The sequence below is a fragment of the Salinifilum ghardaiensis genome, from assembly GCF_054491345.1.
In genome coordinates, this window is the sequence record NZ_CM137101.1 from 5,023,339 (window position 1) to 5,042,998 (window position 19,660).

A 19,660-nucleotide genomic window follows, 5' to 3' on the forward strand; every position below is an offset into this window, starting at 1 on the left:
AGGAGGCCCCTGCCATGAGCGAAGATCGACCCGTCCGCGTGGCGATCGTCGGCGTCGGCAACTGCGCGGCGTCGCTGGTGCAGGGGGTCCACTACTACGCCGGTGCGAACCCGGACGCGCGGGTCCCGGGGCTGATGCACGTCCAGTTCGGCGACTACCACGTGCGGGACGTGCGCTTCGTCGCAGCGTTCGACGTGGACGCCAAGAAGGTGGGCCGCGACCTCTCCGAGGCGATCGTCGCCAGCGAGAACAACACGATCAACATCTGCGACGTCCCCCCGCTGGACGTCCCCGTGCAGCGGGGGCACACGTTCGACGCGCTCGGCCAGTTCTACCGCGACACGATCGAGGAGTCGGACGAGGAGCCGGTCGACGTGGTGCGGGCGCTGCGCGAGTCCGGGGCCGACGTGCTGGTGTCCTACCTGCCGGTGGGCTCGGAGGAGAGCGCGAAGTTCTACGCGGACTGCGCGCTGCAGGCCGGTGTGGCCTTCGTCAACGCGCTTCCGGTGTTCATCGCCTCCGACCCGGAGTGGGCGCAGAAGTTCACCGCTGCGGGCGTGCCGATCGTCGGCGACGACATCAAGTCCCAGGTGGGCGCGACGATCACCCACCGGGTGCTGACGAAGCTGTTCTCCGACCGGGGTGTGCACCTGGACCGGACGATGCAGCTCAACGTCGGCGGCAACATGGACTTCCTGAACATGAAGGAGCTCGACCGGCTGGAGTCGAAGAAGACCTCCAAGACGCAGTCGGTGACCTCCCAGGTCGGCCGGCAGATGAACGACGACTCCGTGCACATCGGACCGTCCGACTACGTGCCGTGGCTGGACGACCGCAAGTGGGCCTACGTGCGGCTGGAGGGCCGGGCTTTCGGCGACGTGCCGCTGAGCCTGGAGTACAAGCTCGAGGTGTGGGACTCGCCGAACTCGGCGGGGATCATCATCGACGCGATCCGCGCGGCGAAGATCGCCGCGGACCGCGGGCACGGCGGGCCGGTGCTGTCGGCCTCGTCCTACTTCATGAAGTCCCCGCCGGAGCAGTACTCCGACTCGGAGGCCTACCAGGCGGTGGAGGAGTTCATCGCCGGGCGCTGAAGCGGCGCCCGGCGCGACGCCCCCAGCACGATGTCCCCAGCACGATCGCGCCCCGGGCTGCCCGCGCGGCCCGGGGCGCTCCTCGGGTGGTGCTCGCTCGGCTCCCGCGCCCGGCTGTTCCCGCCCCGGCGTTCCGCGGTCGTCGGTGCCGCGTTCCGGGGCCGGGCCGGGGCCGGGCGCCGTTGAGCACCCGGGCGCCCGGGTGCTCAGCGGCGCAGCTGCTGCTCGGCTCGGTTGAGGACGGAGTGCACCGAGGCGTGCCCGTCGGAGGTGACCCAGGACACCCGCAGTCCGGGGCGGATGCGCGCGCCCCCGATGCGCATCGGCCAGTTCGCGATCTCGCGCGCGTGCTCGGCGAGCGCCTCCCCCGCGCCGCCGGTGTGCTCGGCGATCACGGCGAACTCGTCACCGCCGTAGCGGGAAACGGTGTGGTCGTCGGCGAGCCCCTCCCGGAGCCTGCCGGCGAGGGTGGTGAGCAGTTCGTCACCCCGGGCGAAGCCGTGCTCGGCGTTGAACGCGGCCAGCCGGTGCACGTCCATGAGCACCAGCGTGGTGAGCACGCCGTGCGTGCGGGCCCGCGCCAGGGCCTGCTCGAGCCTGTCCAGCAGCAGCACGCGTCCCGGCAGCCCGGTGAGCGTGTCCATGAGCCCGCGGTTGTGGGCGACGTCGGTCTGCACGGCTTGCAGCAGGATGAGCACGCGTTTGCGGCCCTGGATGCGCACGGCGCGGTAATCGGCCCAGATGCGGCTCGTCGGCTGCCCGTGGCGGACGATCATCATCGGCGTGGACATCGGGACGTCGGCGCGGAGCACCTGGCCGATGAGGTCCGCCCAGTCCGGCAGCGGCGCTCCGGTGTCGTCCCACACCTGCCAGCCGTCGGGGCGATTCCCCGTGAGAAGATCCGATTTGTCGAGGCGCATCAGGTCAGCGGCGATGTCGTTGGTGGCGTGCACCTGGCCGCGCTCGTCGGCGATGACGACCCCCATGGTGAGCCCCGTGATCAGCTCGTCCCAAACCGGTGTCAACGGGGATGGTGCGGTTATGTCGAGGACACTCATTCGGCCCTCCCCTCCCCTCCGAACGGAGCAGTCCCGTTCGAGGTTCCTCTGACAGCTGGGCGAAATTCAAGAGATCAGCTACCACCCGTAATGGTGGTATTACTCTGCTCGCATCACGCACCGTCCCGGTTCGGCCGATGGGAACCCCCGAGCGGGGAGCGCTGCGCCGAGCGCGTGACACGCACCGTCCCCCCGTTGCCGGGGAGTCGTGACAATGTGGACTTTTCCGAGCCTCGGTCCGCCCTTCTTGGTCCGGACAGGGGAATTCGTCCTGGCACGAGAGCGAGTCACATCACGTGACCACGCGCTGATCCCGGCATCCCGCCCATAGCCGTCGCGGGAGCACCGCGCTCACCGGAGCGGCCACCGCCTTCTAAGGTGGTCAGCGAGCACGCCAGACCGAGCGCCGCGGGCCGCGGCCGATCCGATGCACCAGGGGACGGTGACACGTGCCGACCACGCGAGGCGCCGAGCTCGGCCTGCGGGCCAGGATGCGCGAACAGCGCGGGCTGCTGGTCGCGATCGCGCTCGCCGAACTGATCGCCCTGCTGTACACCGGCACCATCAACCCGCACGCCCACGTCGACGGCGAGGTGTACCAGCTCGGCGCGCGGACGCTCGTGTCCGGCCAGTCCGTCTACGACGACCTGCCCGCCACCGAAGGCGGGCTGCACCTGCCGTTCATCTACCCGCCGTTCGCCGCGCTGCTGTTCGCCCCGCTGGCGTACGTGCCGAAAGCGGCCGCCATCGCGGCGATCATGCTGGTCAGCCACCTCGCACTGCTGACGACGCTTTACGTGGTGCTCGCCGCGGCGCCGTTCACCCGCGCGAACCGCGACCGGATCCTGCTCGGCACGGCGGTGGCGCTGCCGCTGCTCACGCTGACCGAACCGGTCGTGGAGACGCTCACCTACGCGCAGATCAACCTCGTGCTCATCGCCCTGGTGGCGGTGGACCTGCTGTGGCGCACGGGCGGAGCGCGCTCGCTGCCGTACCCGCGCGGGGCGCTCATCGGCATCGCCGCGGGCATCAAGCTGACCCCGCTGGTGTTCCTGCTGTTCCCGCTGCTGCGCAAGGACGTGCGCACGATCGCCGTCAGCGTGCTGACGTTCGCGGCCACCGCCGCGCTCGGATTCGCGGTGACCTTCCGCGACGCGGCGACGTTCTGGACGCGGGAGGTCTGGGCGACCAGCAACGTGTCCTTCGGCCCGATGTTCACCGGCGACGCCTCGGTCTACGCGGGCAACCAGTCGCTGCGCTCGTTCCTGGTCCAGGCGCACGTCCCGGCGCCGTCCGCGGTGCTGGCCGTGCTGCTGGCGCTGCTGCTCGTGCTCACCGTGCTGGGCATGCGCGGCGCGATGCGGCGCGGCGACCTGCCGATGGCGGTGATGATCAACGCCGTGTTCGGACTGCTCGCCTCGCCGATCTCGTGGTCGCACCACTGGTCGTGGGCGGTGCCGGCGCTGGTGCTGCTGACGGGCTCGGCCTTCGCGGCGCGCAACTGGGCGCTGCTGCTGACCACTGGAGTGGCCGCGGCGATCGCGCTGATCGGACCGCACTGGGGAGTGCCGCAGGGCGACGGCCTGGAGCTGGAGTGGAACGTGCTCCAGCACGCCCTCGGCAATTCCTACGTGTACCTGGGCGTGGCGCTGCTGGTGTACATGGCCGTGCGGTGGTGGCACGACCGGAGCGGCGCGGGGCTGCGCTCCGCCGAGGACGCCGGGTCGGGCCCCGCCGAGGCACCGGGGTCCCTGCGCAGCGCGGCCCACCGCTGATGCGCACCGGCCCCGCGCTCCGCCGGGCGGGGCGCGGGGCCGGATGCGGGACTCCGCGGATCGGCGCTGGTCGGGATCAGGCGCGCTGACCCGGCATGACGAGCGTCTCGTCGTTCTGGCCGGTGCTCGGTCGGCCGGCGTCCGGTGCTCCGGCGTTCGGCGGTGCCGAGAACGTCGGCAGCGCCATGCCGAGGTCGGGCATCGCGGGCAGCGCCTTCCGGGTGGGGAACGGGTTGCGGGCGACCCAGTTCCGCTCCGGCATCCCCGCGGTCAACTCGTCCAAAGTGGTCACCGATACCGCGGAGCGCGAGGGGTCGGGCGAGAAGCGCACGGCATCGGCGCTCCCGTCCGCGCCGCTCGGCAGGGTCCCGCTCAACGCGGCCTCGACCACGCCGCGCAGCGGTGCGGTGCCCTCCGGGATCGCGGCGGCGCGCGGCGCCCTGTCCAACCCGCGCAGACCGGGCAGCTCGTCCACCCGGTCCTGGTACTCCCCCGGCACCGTGAGCGTGCGCGGCTCGGAGGGGGCGGCCGAGCGGGGAGCCGTCGTGGCCAGCGCCTTGTTGAGCACGGCGTGCGGCACGGGGTGGAGCTTCGTCGCGCGGGAGAGGTCGGCGGTGGTGAGGTCCTGGCCGGACGGGTCGAGCAGCCCGCCGAGCAGCCCGCCGGCGGGCGGGTTCGCGCGCGCCGGCTGCGCGGTGGCCCGTTCGGCCCCGGTCGTGCCGGAGGGCTGCTGAACCGCGCCGGACGGCTGCCGGGCCGCGTCGGGCCCCGCGGGGCGCGTCGACCGGCCGAAGTCCTCGAAGCCGTCCGCGTAGACGATCTCCTCGCTCGGGGTGATCAGCGGTTCCGCGAGCACCGGGCCACCGGAGGCTGCGGTGCTGGCGGAGGAGCTGCCCCCGCGCACCACGTCCCCGATCGGTCCGGTCCAGCTCATCGAGCGGTAGACGCCCCGGGCCGGCGATCCGTCCGGCAGCGGCCGCCGGGCCTCCGCGGCGGCCGGGGTGGCCGGGGTGGCCTCCGCGGAGGCCGGGGTCGCGGCTGCGCGCTCGGTCGGTTGCGCGGGTTCCCTGCGGTGCTGCCCGCCCCGGGAAGCGGCGCTCCTCTCCGCCGCTTCCGCCGGGGCCGCTTCCGCCGGGGCCGCTTCCGCGGGGGCCGCGTCACCCGCGGGGGGTTCGACGGCGTCGATCCGGGGCAGCACCAGCGTTTCCGCGTCGGGTGCGGTGACCGGCTCCTGCAGGCGGTGCCGCGGCCCGGCGGAGGCGGCGCGAGAGGAGGTCCGGGCGGGACCGGCCGGGCGGAGCTCCCCGTCGTCGGTGATGGCGGGGATCTCGCGGGTGACGTCGTTCTCCACCGCGGGCAGCAGGTCGCGCTCGGAGTCGAGCGTGCCGCTGATGCGGGTGACGGTGGAGCCGGGCTGGGTGAACGGGCTGCCCGCCTGCCGGATCTCGTCCCAGGTCAGCTGCCCGTCACCGAGGGTCGGCTGCTCGGACTCGTCCTCGGCGGAGGCGACACCGCTGGTACCGACGGCGAGGACACCACCGGTGACCAGCGCGGCTCGCATGCTCCGCTTGGCCCAGTTCTGCATGGCTTCTCTCTCCTTCACGGGTCTTCCCCGCGCGGTGGGTACCGCCGCGCGGAGAACGACTCAGGTGACGCGTGCCGCCACGGCCGGGCGACGTGCGGCGAGGGGTTCACATCGGACGGGTTTCGGCTGCGCGCTGCGGGTTCAGTCGGGGGTCGTGCCCGGCTGCGGTGCGGGAGCACCGTGCGGTCCGGGAGCGCCGCGCCGCGCGGTCGGACGCGCGCCCGCGTCGGATCCCGGTACCGCGGTGTTCCGGGCGAGGAACGCCGGCGCGAGCGGCGGGGTCGCGTCCGCGCTGCCCACCGGGGCCGGTGGTGCCGGGGCGGGCAGCGGCGCGGGGGCGTTCCGGTCCTGCTGCTGCGGCGGGGCCTGCCGGGGCACGACGGCATCGCCCGCGGCGGTGCGCTGCGCGGGTGCGGCGTGCACCAGCGGCTGCGCAGTGCCGGTGGGGGCCTGCTGCACCGCGCTCGCACGGGCGCTCGGTGCCTCCCGCGGCGCTTCGGCCGCCGGCACCGTCCGCTGCGGTGGGACCGGTGCGAGCTGCGGGGAGGCGGCCTCCGCGGGACGCGGCGGGTGCAGCGCGCCTTCGACGGGCGCGAGCAGCGCGCCGACAGCCCCCCGATCGTCGAGCAGGCCCTGCGGCCCGTCGAGCAGCTCCTGCGCCAGCGGCAGCGCGCTGCGGCCGAGCAGGCCCTGATCACCGGTGAGGTCCGTCTCCGCCACGACGTCGGTCAGACCGCGCACCGGCCCGCTCCGCGTCGCGGCTTCGGCTGGGGCGGCTTCGGCTGGGACTGCTTCGACTGGGGCGGCTTCGGCTGGGGCCACTTCGGCGTGCGCGGGGCCGGGCTGCGCGGACTCGGACGGTCCGGTGGCGGCTCCGGTCGATGCGGCCCCGGGCGACTCGGTCATGTGCTCCGCGGACGGGGCGACAACGGGCGCGGGCTCGGACTGCGGGGCCGCGCGGTCAGGAGCGGGTTCGGCAGCGGGCTGCACGGCTTCCGGCCGCACGGCTTCCAGCTGGGCGATTTCCGGCTGGGCTGTTTCGCGCTGCCCCTCCCCGGGGCCGGGCGCCGTCCCGGAGTGCGTCGTTTCGGACTGGCCCGCCCCGGGGCCGGCGGGCGCGGTGGTCGGCTCGGCGGTGCCGGCACCGGTGGTGCGGTCGGCTCCGGGAGCACCGGGCGCCGAGCCCTCCGCGGCATCGGGCCCGAGCGCCGCCGAGGCGGTGCGCACCACCGCCTCGGCGTGATCGGCCACGGTGCGATCGGTCACGGTGTCCGCGGGCGGAGCGGGTCGCGAGAGCTGTTCGGCGCTGACGGGGCTGCCGGAGCCGACCAGCCACGCGAGGAGGGAACCGGCGAACACCGCGCCCGCAGCGACCGCACCGCGGGCCAGTGCGCGGCGGCACCGGCCCGGTGTTTCCTGGTCGCGGTGCGACATCCGCGGTCCGCTCCTTCTCCGGTGGATGCGACTCCCCGTCTCCGGCGTGACCGGATGGCGATCCGATCACGAGAGGGCACTCTTCCAGAGCGCCGCTCGTCGACGCACGCACTGCGCATCAGGATCGCCACATCGTGTTACGCGCGTCGCGCGCGGCCGCCGGAGGGGAGCGACCATCGACCTGCGACCGGTGATCCATAGACTTGGCGGCAAACCACCACCGATCGGAGTCCACGTGAGCGAGGAGCCCCCGGGGAACGCCGCCGCCGAGCTGCCCCGTCCGCTGCGGATCGCGGCAGCGCTGTGCTGGCGCCTGCTCGTCATCGCCGGTGCGGTCTACGTGCTGGCGAGGGTGCTGTCCAGCCTCTACGTCGTCGTGATCCCGGTCGCGATCGCGCTGCTGCTGGCGGCCCTGCTGGAACCACTGGTGTCACTGCTCAACCGCGCGCGGATCCCCCGCCCGCTGGGCACGGCGATCGCCCTGGTCGCCGGCGTCTCCGCCGTCGGCGGCGTGCTGACCTTCGTGATCAACCAGTTCATCGTGGGTTTCGGCGACCTGCAGGCCCAGGTCCTGCGCAGCCTGGCCACGCTGCGGGCGTGGGTGACCACCGGGCCGCTGCACCTGAACCAGCGGCAGATCGACGACCTGGTGCAGCAGGCGCGGATCTGGCTGGAGAACAACCAGGAGTGGCTGACCAGCGGGGCGCTCTCCACCGCCGGCACCTTCGGCCAGTTCCTCACGGGCCTGATCCTGGCGCTGTTCACGCTGATCTTCTTCCTCTACGACGGGCGCGGCGTGTGGACGTTCCTGCTGCGGCTCGCGCCCGGCGAGGTCCGCGGCAGGGTGGACCTCGCCGGCCGCCGCGGCTTCGGTTCGCTCGTCGGTTTCGTCCGCGCCACGCTGCTCGTGGCCTGCATCGACTCGATCGGCATCGGCATCGGTCTGGCCGTGCTCAACGTGCCGCTGGCCGTTCCGCTGGCCGCGCTGGTGTTCCTCGGCGCGTTCGTGCCGATCATCGGCGCGGTCGCCTCCGGCACGGTGGCCGTGCTCGTCGCGCTGGTCACCAAGGGCTGGCTGGTCGCCGTGATCGTGCTCGGCGTGGTGCTGCTGGTGCAGCAGCTGGAGGGCAACGTGCTCCAGCCGCTGCTGCTCGGGCGCGCGGTGCGCATCCACGCGCTCGGCGTCGTGCTGGCGATCAGCGTCGGCGTGGTCATCGCGGGCATCGTCGGCGCGCTGCTGGCCGTTCCGGTGGTGGCGGTGCTCAACTCGGCGGTCCGGTCGCTCACCTCCGGCGAGGAGTCCCCCGACCCGACGGCGCCACCGGAACCGGCCGGTGCGAGCACCGGCCCGGCGGACGGGGATCCGGAGGAACCCCCCGCCGATCCCGCGCGGTGATCACTGCCACGCACCGTGCTCGGTCCGGCGGTCGTGGCACCCGCCCCGAATGGGAGAGGATGTCCGCCGGGAAGGAGCACGATCGTGACGAGTACGGCGACGACGCGCAGCCAGCGCCCCACCGACGGGGCGACACCGCTGTGGCGGGCGCACAACGTGTACCGCGTGGTGACGTACCTCTACGCGTGCGTGTGGGTCGCGGTGCAGTTCGACGACTACGACCTGCCGTGGCTCGCCGTGGTGACGATCACCGCCATGGGGGCGTGGACGGCGCTGACGGTCTGGCGCTACTGGTACCCCTCCGGCCGGACGAACCGGATGGTCTCGGCGGACCTCGTCGTGGTCACCGCGCTGGTGCTGAGCAACGAATGGGTCCTCAGCGAGGCGCAGCGCCTCGGCGGGGAGACGTCGGTGACCACGGTGTGGCACTCCACGATGGTCACCGCAGCGGCCGCCCGGTGGGGGATGCCCGGCGGCGTGTCCTCCGGGCTGCTGGCCTCGGCGTGCGACTTCCTCATCCGCCGCTACGTCGACTCGTCGATGTGGTTCGACGCGGTCCTGCTGGTCGGGGCGGGCGTCGTCGTCGGCCTGGCGTCGAACACGGCGCGGCGTTCGACCGAGCGGTTGGCGCAGGCGATGCGGGTCGAAGCCGCCACGGCCGAGCGGGAGCGCCTGGCGCGGTCCATCCACGACAGCGTGCTGCAGGTGCTGGCGCGGGTGCGGCAGCGCGGCTCGGCGCTCGGCGGGGAGGCCGCCGAGCTGGCGAAGCTGGCCGGGGAGCAGGAGATCGCGCTGCGGGCGCTGATCGCGACCACGCCGCAGGAGTCCACTTCGGACGCGGAGACCGACTTCGCCGCCCGGCTGCAGGTGCTGCGCACCAGCCGGACCCACGTGTCCGTGCCGGCCACGCCCGTGTGGCTGCCGGAACCGCTGAACTCGGACCTGTTCTCCGTGGTGCGGGAGGCGCTGAACAACGTCGCCAAGCACGCCGGCGGGGACGCCCAGGGCTGGGTGCTGCTGGAGGAGCTGCCGGAGGAGGTCGTCGTGTGCGTCCGCGACGACGGTCCGGGCATCCCGGAGGGCCGGCTGCAGCAGGCCGCCGCCGAGGGGCGCATGGGCGTGGCCCAGTCGATCCGCGGACGGGTGCGCGAGATGGGCGGTGAGCTCAACCTCGACACGGCCGCCGGCGAGGGCACCGAGTGGGAGGTGCGGCTTCCGCGGCCGCAGTCGCCGTCCGCGGCGAAACGCGGAGCATCGGCAGCAGAAGGTTCCGAAGGAGGAGTTCGATGAGCGGGCCGCCCGTGTCGGTGATGGTGGTCGACGACCACCCGATGTGGCGGGACGGGGTGGCTCGGGATCTCACCGAGCGCGGCTTCGAGGTTCCCGCCACGTCGGACAACGCCACCTCGGCGCTGCGGATCGCCCGCGCGGTGACCCCGGACGTGGTGCTGATGGACCTGAACCTGGGCGACAGCTCGGGGGTCGCCGCGACCCGCCACATCACCGAGGAGATCCCGGGCACGCGGGTGCTCGTGCTGTCGGCCAGCGGGGAGCACAGCGACGTCCTCGAAGCGGTGAAGGCGGGGGCCTCCGGCTACCTGGTGAAGTCCGCCTCGGTGGAGGAGCTGGTGGACGCGGTGCACCGCACGGCGGCGGGTGACGCCGTGTTCACCGCGGGCCTGGCCGGGTTGGTGCTCGGGGAGTACCGGCGGATGGCCGCGACACCGGAGGACGAGCCGCAGGCGCCGCAGCTGACCGACCGGGAAACGGAGGTGCTGCGCCTGGTCGCCAAGGGGATGACGGCGCGGCAGATCGCGAACCGGCTGGTGATCTCGCACCGCACGGTGGAGAACCACGTGCAGTCGACGCTGCGGAAGCTGCAGCTGCACAACCGCGTCGAGCTGGCGCGCTACGCCATCGAGCACGGGCTCGCCGAAGGCGCCGAGGCGGCGCAGGACGAGCGGGGCGAGCAGCCCGGTTGACGCTCGACCGCGCGTTGCGCGAGCCGCGGGCTCCCTGACGAGGCTGCCGCCGGCGGTGCCGCTCGGCCCCGCCACCGCTCGCCCCGGTCGGACGCCCGCTGCCGCGGGGGCGGTGCCGCTCGGCGGTCTCCGGGGCAGCGACGGTGCCGCCAGCAGCGGGCGGTGCCGAAGCGCACTGGCGGATCCCGCAGCGATGCCGCTCGGCTGCAGTCCGCGGCAGCGGAACGGGATCAGCCCGCGGTGCGGGCCGTCCGCGGATCGGGCGCGTCGACCGCTCGCCGCGCGGTCTGCTGCCACGCGGGCAGCGGGTGCCGGGCGAGTTCCGCGCCGACGCCGCCCACCGCCGCCGCGGCCACGGACAGGCTGGTCACGCCGAGCCCGGTGAGCACGCCGGCCAGCCGCGGGTCCGCGGCGGCTTCGCCGCAGACCCCGACGGGCGTGCCGAGGCGCTGCCCGGCTTCGGCGATGCGCTCGATCAGCCGCAGCAGCGCCGGGTGCCACGGGTCGTTGAGCTCGGCGAGCGCGCCGGTCATCCGGTCGGCGGCGAACAGGTACTGCGCGAGGTCGTTGGTGCCGATGCTGACGAAGTCGACCGCCCGGCACAGCTCGTCGGCGTACAGCGCCGCGGCGGGGACCTCGACCATCGCGCCGGCGCGCAGCCCGGTACCGCCGCGGACCCGCTCGGCGAACCAGGCCGCCTCCTCCGGAGTGGCGACCATGGGGGCCATGACGGAGACCTCGGCTCCGCTGTCGGCGGCCGCGGCGGCGACGGCTTCGAGCTGCCGGTCGAGCAGTTCGGGGCGGTCGAAGGCGATGCGCAGCCCGCGCACGCCGAGCGCCGGGTTGGGCTCGGCTCCCATGCCGAGGAACGGCAGGGGTTTGTCCGCCCCGGCGTCGAGCGTGCGGACGACGACGGGTTTCCCGGCGAACGGCGTCAGCGCCTCGGCGTAGGCGGCGCGCTGCGTGGCCACGTCGGGTTCGGTGCTCGCGTCGAGGTAGCAGAACTCGGTGCGGAACAGGCCGACGCCTTCGGCCCCGGCCTCGGCTGCGGCGCGGGCGTCGGCGGCCGAGCCGATGTTGGCCAGCACCTTGACCGGGTGGCCGTCGGCGGTGGCGCCGGTGCCGTCCCACGCCGCCGCGCTCCGCCGCTCGGCCGCGCGGGTGGTGACGGGTTCGGCGGAGAGCACCACCTCGCCGCTGTCACCGTCGACGGTGATGCCGACGCCCCCGGTGATCAGCAGGTCGCGCACGGCGACGACGGCGGGGATGCCGAGGGAGCGGGCGAGGATGGCGGTGTGGCTGGTGGGACCGCCCTCCTCGGTCACGAGGGCGAGCACGTGCTCGGGGTCGAGCGCGGCCGTGTCGGCCGGCGCCAGGTCCCGGGCGAGCAGCACGGACGGCCGGTCCAGGTCGGGCACGCCCGGCGGGGTGGTGCCGAGGAGCTCGGCGACGATCCGGTCGCGCACGTCCTGCACGTCGCGGACGCGCTCGGCGAGGTAGTCGCCTGCGGAGCGCAGCGCTTCGGTGAAGCCCCCGGCCGCGTCGTGCACGGCGCGCGCGGCGGGGAGGCCGCTGTGCACGCGCTGCTCGGCCTGCGACAGCAGCGCGGGGTCCATGGCCATGGCGGCCGTGGTCTCGAGGACGGTCTTGGCGTCGCCCTCGGCGCGCGCGGCGCGCTGGAACAGCTGCTGGGCGACGGCGTCGGCGGCGGGCCTGATGCGCGCCGCCTCGGCTTCCGCATCGGCCGGGGACGGTCCCGACGCTGGCTCGCCGAGCGCTTCGGTGACGCGGACGGCGGGTCCGGCGGCGATGCCCGGGCTGACTCCGACACCACGCAAACGCGACATGGGTTCGACCAAACCTTTCCTGGTGTTTCACCGACCGGAGCGGACTTCTACGGTGCCGCCCGCTCCGGTACTCACTGCCCACCGCGGCGATTACTGCTGAGTAACACCTGAGTACGCGTACTGATTCCGGGACACCCCGGCACGTCGCAGGCTGTGCCCATGACCACGCAGTTCACGAGCGCGCAGCCCGCGACCGAGCAGCACGGCACCATGATGCCCGCCGCCCTGCCGAGCACCCCTCCCGCCTTCGGCCGCGGTCCGGTGCCCGGCGGCACCGGCGCTCCCGGGACGAGCGGGGGAGGCCGCACCGGGGGGCGGATACCCGGAGAACCGGTCGACACGAGCTTCTCCCCCTAGCCCCGGCGACCCGGGGACCCGATGCCCCCCCGGCAACCGGTGCTCCGGGACCCGGTGGGCCCCGAAACCGGCGAGGCAAGCCCGACACGACGTTCGTTGTGGACAACTCGTCACCCGCCCGTGTGGGGATGGGTTCCAATTTTCATGAAAATTGCGCTCTCTGGAACGAGTCCAGACAAGTGGACCCGGGCGTGCCCGCTCCTCCCCGCGCCGGTTCGGCATCCGTGCGCCGCACCGGCTCGGGGCCCCGCGGCCGGGGAACAGCCCCGGCCGCTCCGGCCGAGCCGGTGCGGCGCCGCGACCTCGGCGAAGGCGGCGCCCGCCCTGCTCGGCCCGCCCTGCTCGACGGCGCTCTGCTCGGCCCGCCCTACTCGACGGCGAGCTCCCAGGCCTGCACGTCCGCGCTGACTCCGAGACCGGTGGCGAACAGGCGCACCACCGACTCCTCCGGAGCGTCGGGCAGCACCAGGTGCGTCAGCACCGCCCGTCCGTCATCGGCGAACACTTCCACGCTGCTGCGGTCCAGCACGAGGCGGATCCGCAGTTGTCCGCCGTCCGGCAACGTCAACGGCGTGCCGTGGCGGGCGGGGAAGTCCGGATGCACCTGCGCGGATCCGGAAGCCGTCCGATCCGTGAACAGCTCACCGGCGTCCGCGTCGTAGCCGACGCGGGTCCGGTGGTTCCCGGTGGCGAACACGTCGAGTCCGAACGCGCCGCCGCTGCCCCCGGGAAGGCGGAACGTCGCGTCGATGTCGAGGCAACCACCGGACAATCCGGGGATCTCCTGCTCGCCGCGCACGGATCCGCGCCACCCGTGCCGCCTGCCGCGCACCGCTTCCAACTCGCGGACCGGCCGCTGCACCAGTTCGACGGCACCGCTGCGCTCGGTGAGCCCGAGCTCCCGCGGAACGCTCATCGAGCCCCGCCACGGTTCGGTGGGCACCTGCTCGGCGTAGTCCCAGTTGCTCAGCCAGCCGACCCACAGCCGGCGGCCGTCCGGTTCGCCCGACCACGTCTGCGCCGCGTAGAAGTCGGCGCCGCGGTCCACCCACCGCACCTCGTCGTCGTCCGGGGTGAACGTGGTGCCGTCGAAGTCGCCGAGGAAGTACTGCGCCGCGGAACCGCCCGCGGGGCCACCGGGGTTGATGCTGACGATGAGCACCCACCGGCTGCGTCCACCCCCGTCGACCGGGAGCTCGAACAGCTCGGGGCACTCCCAGACGCCGCCGTGCGCGCCCCGCTCGGCGCCGAACTCGCTCAGCAGCTCCCAGCGCACGAGATCGGAGGAGCCGTAGAACATGATCCGGTCGCCGGCCGCGAGCATGAGCACCCACCTGCCGGTGGCTTCGTGCCGGATCACCTTGGGATCGCGGAAGTCCTCGATCCCCGGGTTGTCGATCACCGGGTTGCCTTCGTACTTCGTCCAGCTCCTGCCGCGGTCGGCGCTGTGGGCCAGGCACTGCGTCTGGCTCTCCCCGTCGGCGGTGTAAAAGGCGACCAGACCGGCTTCGCCGCCGAAGAAGCCGCTGGTGTCGTGCTCGTCCACGACCGCGCCGCCCGAGAAGACCGCTCCCAGCTCGTCCGGGCGCAGCGCGACCGGCAGTTGCTCCCACCGCACGAGGTCGGTGCTGACGGCGTGACCCCAGCTCATGTTGTCGTGATCGCTGCCGTACGGGTTGTGCTGGAAGAACAGGTGGTATTCGCCGTCGAACCACACCATGCCGTTGGGGTCGTTCATCCAGTTGCGCGCGGGGGCGAACCGGACGCGGGGCCGCCACTGCTCCGTCGCCCGCGCGGAGCGCGCACCCCGCTCCGCACGTGCGAAGAGGCCGCCCGAACCGGTCGCCGCCGAAACCAACCCCAACCCGGCCACGGCACCGGCACCCGTCAGGAACGCCCTCCGGTGCGGCCGGAGCGGCCGCTGCTCGTCCTGTGACATCACGTCGATCTCCTTCCACTCCCGAGGGCGGGCAGCCCGGGCTGCTCGATGTTCCGCTGTTCGGGCGGCCCGACCAGCGGGGACTCAGGGACCGCGCGGATTGGCGGTCGGTTGCTTGGTCGCACCGGTTCGTCAGGTAAGGGGCCGCGCGGATTGGCGGCCACGTGCTCGACCGCACCGGCCCGTCAGGCAAGCGGCGGAGCCGCTTCCCTTCCCGCGCAGGCAGACCGAGCCGCTGGGGTTCTCCCACCCGACCCGCAACGCCAGCCGATCCGCGGACTCCCTTACTGCGCGGGGGCTTCGGCGTCCTGGTCGGTGGCGATGGCGGCGGCGGCCGCGTCGAGCGCCGCCTCGTCGGTGGAATCGAGCTCGACCTCGGCGCCGTGCTCGGCACCGAGGGTCATGAGGCCGAGCACGCTGGCGGCGTCGACGAACTCGCCGACGGCGCCGTCGGCGACCTTGGCGATGCGCACGGGTGCGGCCTGGCCGGCCACGGTCTGGGCGAGCAGCCCGGCCGGGCGGGCGTGCAGTCCGACGCGCGAGGCGACGGTGACTCGGCGGCGCATGGCAACTCCTCCGCTCTCCCCGGTGTGCGGGGTCGGCTGTCAGGTCTCGGGAACCGGCCCGGATCGGACCGGTGTGGCTGCGCAGGCGGCGGGACGTCCCGCGCGGGTGACCGGCGCGGTGCCGGTGGTGCGGGCTCGGCCGCGCGGTGCGGGAACGCCGGCGCCGCGCGGCAGGCCCCGGTTCAGGCGGTCACGGCGGTGCCGCTGGCCTCCGCTGCCGTGCTCCTCTGCGGCGACGCGGCCGTCGCCCGTTTGACCACGAGCAGCGCCGCGGCCGACAGCACCGTTCCGACGGCGATGGCCAGCAGGTACTGCAGCGGTCCGCCGACCAGCGGCAGCACGAACAGCCCGCCGTGCGGGGCCCGCACCGTCGCGCCGAGGCCCACCGACAGCGCTCCGGTCGTGATCGAGCCGAGCATCACCGAGGGGATGACGCGCAGCGGATCGGCCGCGGCGAACGGGATGGCGCCCTCGGTGACGAAGGAGGCGCCCAGCAGCCAGGCGGTGCGCCCGCTGGCGCGTTCGGAATCGGTGAACCGGGAACCGCGCACGGCCGTGGCCAGCGCGGCCGCCAGCGGCGGCACCATGCCCGCGGCCATCACCGCCGCCATGATCTCCAGCGAGGCCGTGGTGCCGGTGGACAGCCCGCCGACGGCGAAGGTGTAGGCGACCTTGTTCACCGGACCGCCCATGTCCAGCGCGATCATCCCGCCGAGCAGCGCGCCGAGCAGTGCCGCGTTGGCGCCGGACAGACCGTTGAGCCAGTCGGTCAGGCCGGACATGACCAGCGCGATCGGCTGTCCGATCACGACGTACATGAGAACGCCGACGATCGCGGAGCCGAACAGCGGCAGCACCACCACCGGCATGATCCCGGCGACCGCGCGGGGCACGGGGATGCGCCGCAGGCCGGCGACGACGCCACCGGCGAGCAGACCGCCGACGAGGCCGCCGAGGAAACCGGCCCCGACCGTGGAGGCCACGGCGCCGGCGACGAACCCGGGCGCGATGCCCGCCCGGTCGGCCATGGCGTAGGCGATGAACCCGGCCAGCACGGGCACGAGGAACTCGAACGCGGTCTCACCCGTCTGGTTGGCCAACGCCGCCCAGCTGGTCAGGCTCGCCGGGTCGAACTGCTCGGTCACGTCGGGGGCTTCGGTGATCGCGTAGCCGCCGAGCGCGTAGCTCAGGGCCATGAGCAGCCCGCCCGCGGCGACGAACGGGATCATGTAGCTGACGCCGGTCATCAACCACTGCCGCAGGCGGCCGCCCCAGCCGGCGAGGCGGCCGGAGCTGGTTCCACCGGCGGATCCCCCGCCGCCGGAGGCCGCTGCCGCCGGCTCGGCCCGGGTGGACTCCGCCGCGTCCGCGGCGGGCGTGCCGACCGCGGCGCCCGCCTGCTCGACGAGCCCGGCCGCGTCGTTGATGGCCTGCTTGACGCCGCCTTCGACGAGGGGTTTGCCCGCGAACCGGTCGCGGTCGCGCACGCCCACGTCCGCGGCGAAGATCACCGCGTCCGCCGCGCCGATGTCCTCTTCGGACAACGCTGCGGACCCGGCGGAGCCCTGGGTTTCGACCTGGATGTCGTGCCCCGCGTCGGCAGCGGCCTGCTCCAGCGCCTCCGCGGCCATGTAGGTGTGCGCGATCCCCGTGGGGCACGCGGTCACCGCGACGAATCTCATGACGCGACCTCCGTGCTGATGAACGCCGCGGCCGCGGCGGGGTCGGTGGCCTCCAGCAGCGTCTGCTTGAACTGCGCGCGCACGAGCCGGCGGGCCAGCGCCGCCAGCACCGTCATGTGGTCGGAGTCGCCGCCTTCCGGCGCGGCGATGAGGAACACCAGGTGCGCCGGGCCGTCCTCGGCGCCGAAGTCCACGCCGCCCGCGCTGCGGCCGAAGGCCAGGGTCGGCGCGGTGACCGCGGTGGACCGGCAGTGCGGAATGCCGATGCCGCCCTCCATGCCGGTGGGCATCTGGCTCTCCCGCTCCCGCACGTCGGCGAGGAACTGCTCCAGGTCGGTGACGCGTCCGGCCGCGGTGAGCCGCTCGGCCAGCGCGCGCACGGCCTTGTCCTTGTCAGCGCCGTGCCGGTCGAGGTCGAGGTCCACCAGGTCCGCTGTGATCAGCTCGGTGCTCATGCCGCCACTCCACTCAGGCTCACTGTTTCGTCCACTGTGTCCACACGCACCCGGTGACCGAGCGCGTCCCCGGGGGCCGGCATCCGGCTCCCGGCCAGCCCCACCGCCGCTGCGCCGTAGGCCACGGCCGTGCGCAAGGTTTCCCCGCGGCCCCACCCCGCCGCGTCGGCCCGCAGGAACCCGGCGAGCACGGCATCGCCCGCGCCGACCGTGCTGCGCACCTCCGCGACCGGGCTGGTGGCGTGCAGGCCGCCGTGCTCGTCCACCAGCACCGCACCGAGTTCGCCGAGGCTCACGAGCACGGCACCGACGCCGCGGTCGCGCAGTCCGCGGGCCACGTCGACCACCTCGCCGAGGTCGGCGAGGTCCCGCCCGGCCAGCTCGGCCAGTTCGTCGAGGTTCGGCTTGATCAGATCGGGGCCCGCCGCGACGGCCCCCCGCAGGGCGGCGCCGGAGGCGTCCACGGCGGTGCGCGCGCCCGCCGCGCGCGCGGCGCGGACCAGCCGCGCGTGCAGGTCCGCGGAACAGCCGGTGGGCAGGCTGCCGCTGCTGACGACCCAGTCCGCGGTGCCGGCCAGCTCCCCGGCGGTGCGCTCCAGCTCGCCCACCTCGGACTCGTCCAGCTGCGGGCCGGGTTCGTTGAACTTGCTGGTGACCCCGTCCTGGTCCACCACGGTCACGTTGCTGCGCGTGCGCGTGCGCAGCGGCACTTCCACGACGGGCACGGATTCGGGGCTGAGCAGCTCGGCCAGCCGCCGCCCCTCGGCCCCGCCGAAGGGGAGCACCGCAGCGGTCGGCACCTCGGCCGCGGCGAGCGCCCGCGCGACGTTGACGCCCTTGCCGCCCGGGTCGAGCTGCACCTGCTCGGCGCGGTGGACGCCGCCGGGCACGAGGCTGTCGACCTGGATCGTGCGGTCGAGGCTGGGGTTCGGGGTGATGGTGACGATCACGCGAGCACCACTTCCGTGTCGGCGCGGTCGAGTTCCTCCCGCGCGGAGTCGTCCAGGTCCGCACCGGTGACGATGGTGTCCATCTCGGCCAGCTCGGCGAAGCGGCTGAACTGGTCGTCGCCGTACTTGGCGGGGTCGGCGAGCAGCACGCGGCGGCGGCAGGCGCGCACCATGGCGGCCTTGACCGCGGATTCGGCCGGATCGGGGGTGGTGCAGCCGCGTCCGGCCGAGAAGCCGTTGGTGCCGAAGAACCCGACCTCGACGGTGAGGCCGTTGAGCACGTCCAGCGCCCAGGACTCGACGGCGGCCAGCGTCGTCGACCGCACGCGCCCCCCGAGCAGGTGCAGCGTGATGTTGCTGCGGCTGGCCAGCTGCTGCGCTGCGGGCAGGGCGTTGGTGACCACCGTGAGCTCGCGGTCCAGCGGCATGTGCGTGGCCAGCCGGCCGGTGGTGGTCCCCGCGTCGAGCAGCACCGTCCCCCGGTCGGGCAGCAGGTCGACCGCGGCCTTGGCGATCCGTTCCTTGTCGGCGGCGTTGGTCTGGTCCCGCAGGGACACGCCCGGTTCGAAGTCGAGGCGCTCCACCGGGATCGCACCGCCGTACACGCGGCGGACGATGCCGCGCCGTTCCAGCGCGGCGAGGTCCCGGCGGATCGTCTCCGGAGCCACCTCGAGCTCGGTGGCCGTGGCCGCCACGTCGACCCGGCCCTGCTGCCGGGCCCGCTGCGTGAGCAGTTGCTGCCGCTCCGCCCCGTACATGCCCGATGTCCTCCGATTGCTTGTTGGTTGTTGAGAGATTCTGCCCTTTTTTGCGTGCTTGTCAAGGGCGTGCTGCCTGCGCGCCACTGCTCGTTTCCGCAGCGCGAGCCGCCACACCCCGGGGGAACCGGGCAACACCGGGCATCGTTGATCCATCGTTCGTAGGAACTTGATCCGGAAACGGCCACCGAGCACGGGCGGCGGGTTGCAATGGCCGTGCCGCGGATTGCCAGGGTTCGCGCCAACCGACGACAAACCGCCGGCTCACCGGGACCGACCGCAACGCCCCCCGTGCGGTCGGTCTCCGGGAACGCCCCGCGCTCGAAGCACCCGCGCACCCGCCGCCCCGCGGGGTCGCAGTGCTCAGCAGCGGGGACTACCGGGCGCCACGCAACACCGGCTCCGCTCCCGAGGGGGTGCGCGCATTTCCCGCGGAACGTTCACCGACGACGCCATCGCAGCAGGTCGCGAACTTCGCTGACCACGCCGTCGGGATCCTCGTGCAGCACAGCGGCAGAACGCCCGGTGATGACGGCTTCCGGCGGAAAGCACTTCGCTGCGGCCTCGCATCCGAGGCGGTGCGCCAGGGGACCGGCACCGGTGCGCACACGCCGCGGATCGCGCGGTAGACGTCCGCGCTCCGGCGGAGGTCCTGGTCCGTCCACCCCCCGGCGAGCGCTTCCCGGCGGGTGACGAGGCGAGGGGAACCCTCGTCCCGGTGCAACGGCGTTGCGTCGTGTTCCCAACGTGCACGCGCGCGCCCGTGCGGCGCAGCTGTCGGA

The 19,660-nt window shown here is 73.9% G+C and carries 16 protein-coding genes; 6 read left to right on the forward strand and 10 right to left on the reverse strand.

What is annotated here, in order from left to right; translation table 11 throughout:
- The first annotated feature begins 14 nt into the window (after positions 1–14).
- Positions 15–1,094 (forward strand): inositol-3-phosphate synthase, encoded by a 1,080-nt coding sequence (locus ACVGV0_RS22885; protein WP_459157747.1) that lies wholly within the window; start codon positions 15–17, stop codon positions 1,092–1,094.
- Between the two features lie 206 nt (positions 1,095–1,300).
- Here ACVGV0_RS22885 and ACVGV0_RS22890 read toward each other — a convergent pair whose 3' ends face one another.
- Positions 1,301–2,119, reverse strand: a complete 819-nt coding sequence (locus tag ACVGV0_RS22890) for a GGDEF domain-containing protein (RefSeq protein ID WP_459157748.1) — start codon at positions 2,117–2,119, stop codon at positions 1,301–1,303.
- Positions 2,120–2,601: 482 nt separating this feature from the next.
- On the opposite strand from ACVGV0_RS22890, the gene ACVGV0_RS22895 reads away from it, so the two are divergent.
- On the forward strand, positions 2,602–3,927 hold the full coding sequence (locus ACVGV0_RS22895) for a glycosyltransferase 87 family protein (RefSeq protein WP_459157749.1): 1,326 nt from the start codon (positions 2,602–2,604) through the stop codon (positions 3,925–3,927).
- 76 nt (positions 3,928–4,003) lie between these two features.
- Here ACVGV0_RS22895 and ACVGV0_RS22900 read toward each other — a convergent pair whose 3' ends face one another.
- Both ACVGV0_RS22900 and ACVGV0_RS22905 read right to left on the reverse strand, forming a co-directional pair.
- Complete coding sequence (locus ACVGV0_RS22900; protein ID WP_459157750.1) at positions 4,004–5,530, reverse strand: hypothetical protein; 1,527 nt, start codon at positions 5,528–5,530, stop codon at positions 4,004–4,006.
- A gap of 123 nt (positions 5,531–5,653) precedes the next feature.
- Positions 5,654–6,946, reverse strand: coding sequence for a DNA polymerase III subunit gamma/tau domain-containing protein (locus ACVGV0_RS22905; protein ID WP_459157751.1), 1,293 nt, complete (start codon positions 6,944–6,946; stop codon positions 5,654–5,656).
- Positions 6,947–7,181: 235 nt separating this feature from the next.
- On the opposite strand from ACVGV0_RS22905, the gene ACVGV0_RS22910 reads away from it, so the two are divergent.
- From ACVGV0_RS22910 to ACVGV0_RS22920, 3 genes are all read left to right on the forward strand, one after another.
- Entirely contained in the window at positions 7,182–8,342 is a 1,161-nt protein-coding gene (locus tag ACVGV0_RS22910; RefSeq protein ID WP_459157752.1) for an AI-2E family transporter, read from the forward strand.
- Between the two features lie 84 nt (positions 8,343–8,426).
- The gene (macS, locus tag ACVGV0_RS22915) at positions 8,427–9,632 is read left to right on the forward strand and encodes a MacS family sensor histidine kinase (protein WP_459157753.1); all 1,206 of its coding nucleotides are present in this window, start codon (positions 8,427–8,429) and stop codon (positions 9,630–9,632) included.
- The gene (locus ACVGV0_RS22920; protein ID WP_459157754.1) at positions 9,629–10,324 is read left to right on the forward strand and encodes a response regulator; all 696 of its coding nucleotides are present in this window, start codon (positions 9,629–9,631) and stop codon (positions 10,322–10,324) included. The genes macS and ACVGV0_RS22920 overlap by 4 nt, the downstream gene beginning before the upstream one ends.
- 230 nt (positions 10,325–10,554) lie before the next feature.
- On the opposite strand, the gene ptsP is transcribed toward ACVGV0_RS22920, so the two are convergent.
- Positions 10,555–12,171 carry a phosphoenolpyruvate--protein phosphotransferase gene (gene ptsP / locus ACVGV0_RS22925; protein WP_459157755.1) on the reverse strand — a complete coding sequence of 539 codons (1,617 nt, stop codon included), beginning with the start codon at positions 12,169–12,171 and terminating at the stop codon, positions 10,555–10,557.
- 159 nt (positions 12,172–12,330) lie between these two features.
- Here ptsP and ACVGV0_RS22930 point away from each other — a divergent pair, with 159 nt between their 5' ends.
- On the forward strand, positions 12,331–12,528 hold the full coding sequence (locus ACVGV0_RS22930; protein ID WP_459157756.1) for a hypothetical protein: 198 nt from the start codon (positions 12,331–12,333) through the stop codon (positions 12,526–12,528).
- A 367-nt stretch (positions 12,529–12,895) separates the two neighbouring features.
- On the opposite strand, the gene ACVGV0_RS22935 is transcribed toward ACVGV0_RS22930, so the two are convergent.
- The 6 genes from ACVGV0_RS22935 to ACVGV0_RS22960 all read right to left on the reverse strand — a co-directional run bounded on the left by ACVGV0_RS22935 (position 12,896) and on the right by ACVGV0_RS22960 (position 18,878).
- The gene (locus ACVGV0_RS22935; protein ID WP_459160110.1) at positions 12,896–14,467 is read right to left on the reverse strand and encodes a glycoside hydrolase family 32 protein; all 1,572 of its coding nucleotides are present in this window, start codon (positions 14,465–14,467) and stop codon (positions 12,896–12,898) included.
- 284 nt (positions 14,468–14,751) lie between these two features.
- Positions 14,752–15,033 carry an HPr family phosphocarrier protein gene (locus ACVGV0_RS22940; protein WP_459157757.1) on the reverse strand — a complete coding sequence of 94 codons (282 nt, stop codon included), beginning with the start codon at positions 15,031–15,033 and terminating at the stop codon, positions 14,752–14,754.
- Positions 15,034–15,215: 182 nt separating this feature from the next.
- Positions 15,216–16,715: a PTS fructose transporter subunit IIC gene (locus tag ACVGV0_RS22945; protein WP_459157758.1), complete on the reverse strand. Its 1,500-nt coding sequence runs from the start codon at positions 16,713–16,715 to the stop codon at positions 15,216–15,218.
- On the reverse strand, positions 16,712–17,170 hold the full coding sequence (locus ACVGV0_RS22950) for a PTS sugar transporter subunit IIA (protein WP_459157759.1): 459 nt from the start codon (positions 17,168–17,170) through the stop codon (positions 16,712–16,714). The genes ACVGV0_RS22945 and ACVGV0_RS22950 overlap by 4 nt, the downstream gene beginning before the upstream one ends.
- Positions 17,167–18,120: a 1-phosphofructokinase gene (pfkB, locus tag ACVGV0_RS22955; protein ID WP_459157760.1), complete on the reverse strand. Its 954-nt coding sequence runs from the start codon at positions 18,118–18,120 to the stop codon at positions 17,167–17,169. Before pfkB ends, ACVGV0_RS22950 begins: the two co-directional genes overlap by 4 nt.
- On the reverse strand, positions 18,117–18,878 hold the full coding sequence (locus ACVGV0_RS22960; protein WP_459157761.1) for a DeoR/GlpR family DNA-binding transcription regulator: 762 nt from the start codon (positions 18,876–18,878) through the stop codon (positions 18,117–18,119). Before ACVGV0_RS22960 ends, pfkB begins: the two co-directional genes overlap by 4 nt.
- Positions 18,879–19,660: the final 782 nt, after the last annotated feature.

Coding starts and splice junctions, on each gene's coding strand:
- ptsP (WP_459157755.1), bottom strand. CDS start 12,171: ATGTCGCGTTTGCGTGGTGTCGGAGTCAGCCCGGGCATCGCCGCCGGA.
- ACVGV0_RS22930 (WP_459157756.1), top strand. CDS start 12,331: ATGACCACGCAGTTCACGAGCGCGCAGCCCGCGACCGAGCAGCACGGC.
- ACVGV0_RS22905 (WP_459157751.1), bottom strand. CDS start 6,946: ATGTCGCACCGCGACCAGGAAACACCGGGCCGGTGCCGCCGCGCACTG.
- ACVGV0_RS22960 (WP_459157761.1), bottom strand. CDS start 18,878: ATGTACGGGGCGGAGCGGCAGCAACTGCTCACGCAGCGGGCCCGGCAG.
- ACVGV0_RS22950 (WP_459157759.1), bottom strand. CDS start 17,170: ATGAGCACCGAGCTGATCACAGCGGACCTGGTGGACCTCGACCTCGAC.
- ACVGV0_RS22920 (WP_459157754.1), top strand. CDS start 9,629: ATGAGCGGGCCGCCCGTGTCGGTGATGGTGGTCGACGACCACCCGATG.
- ACVGV0_RS22945 (WP_459157758.1), bottom strand. CDS start 16,715: ATGAGATTCGTCGCGGTGACCGCGTGCCCCACGGGGATCGCGCACACC.
- ACVGV0_RS22935 (WP_459160110.1), bottom strand. CDS start 14,467: ATGTCACAGGACGAGCAGCGGCCGCTCCGGCCGCACCGGAGGGCGTTC.
- ACVGV0_RS22940 (WP_459157757.1), bottom strand. CDS start 15,033: ATGCGCCGCCGAGTCACCGTCGCCTCGCGCGTCGGACTGCACGCCCGC.
- ACVGV0_RS22885 (WP_459157747.1), top strand. CDS start 15: ATGAGCGAAGATCGACCCGTCCGCGTGGCGATCGTCGGCGTCGGCAAC.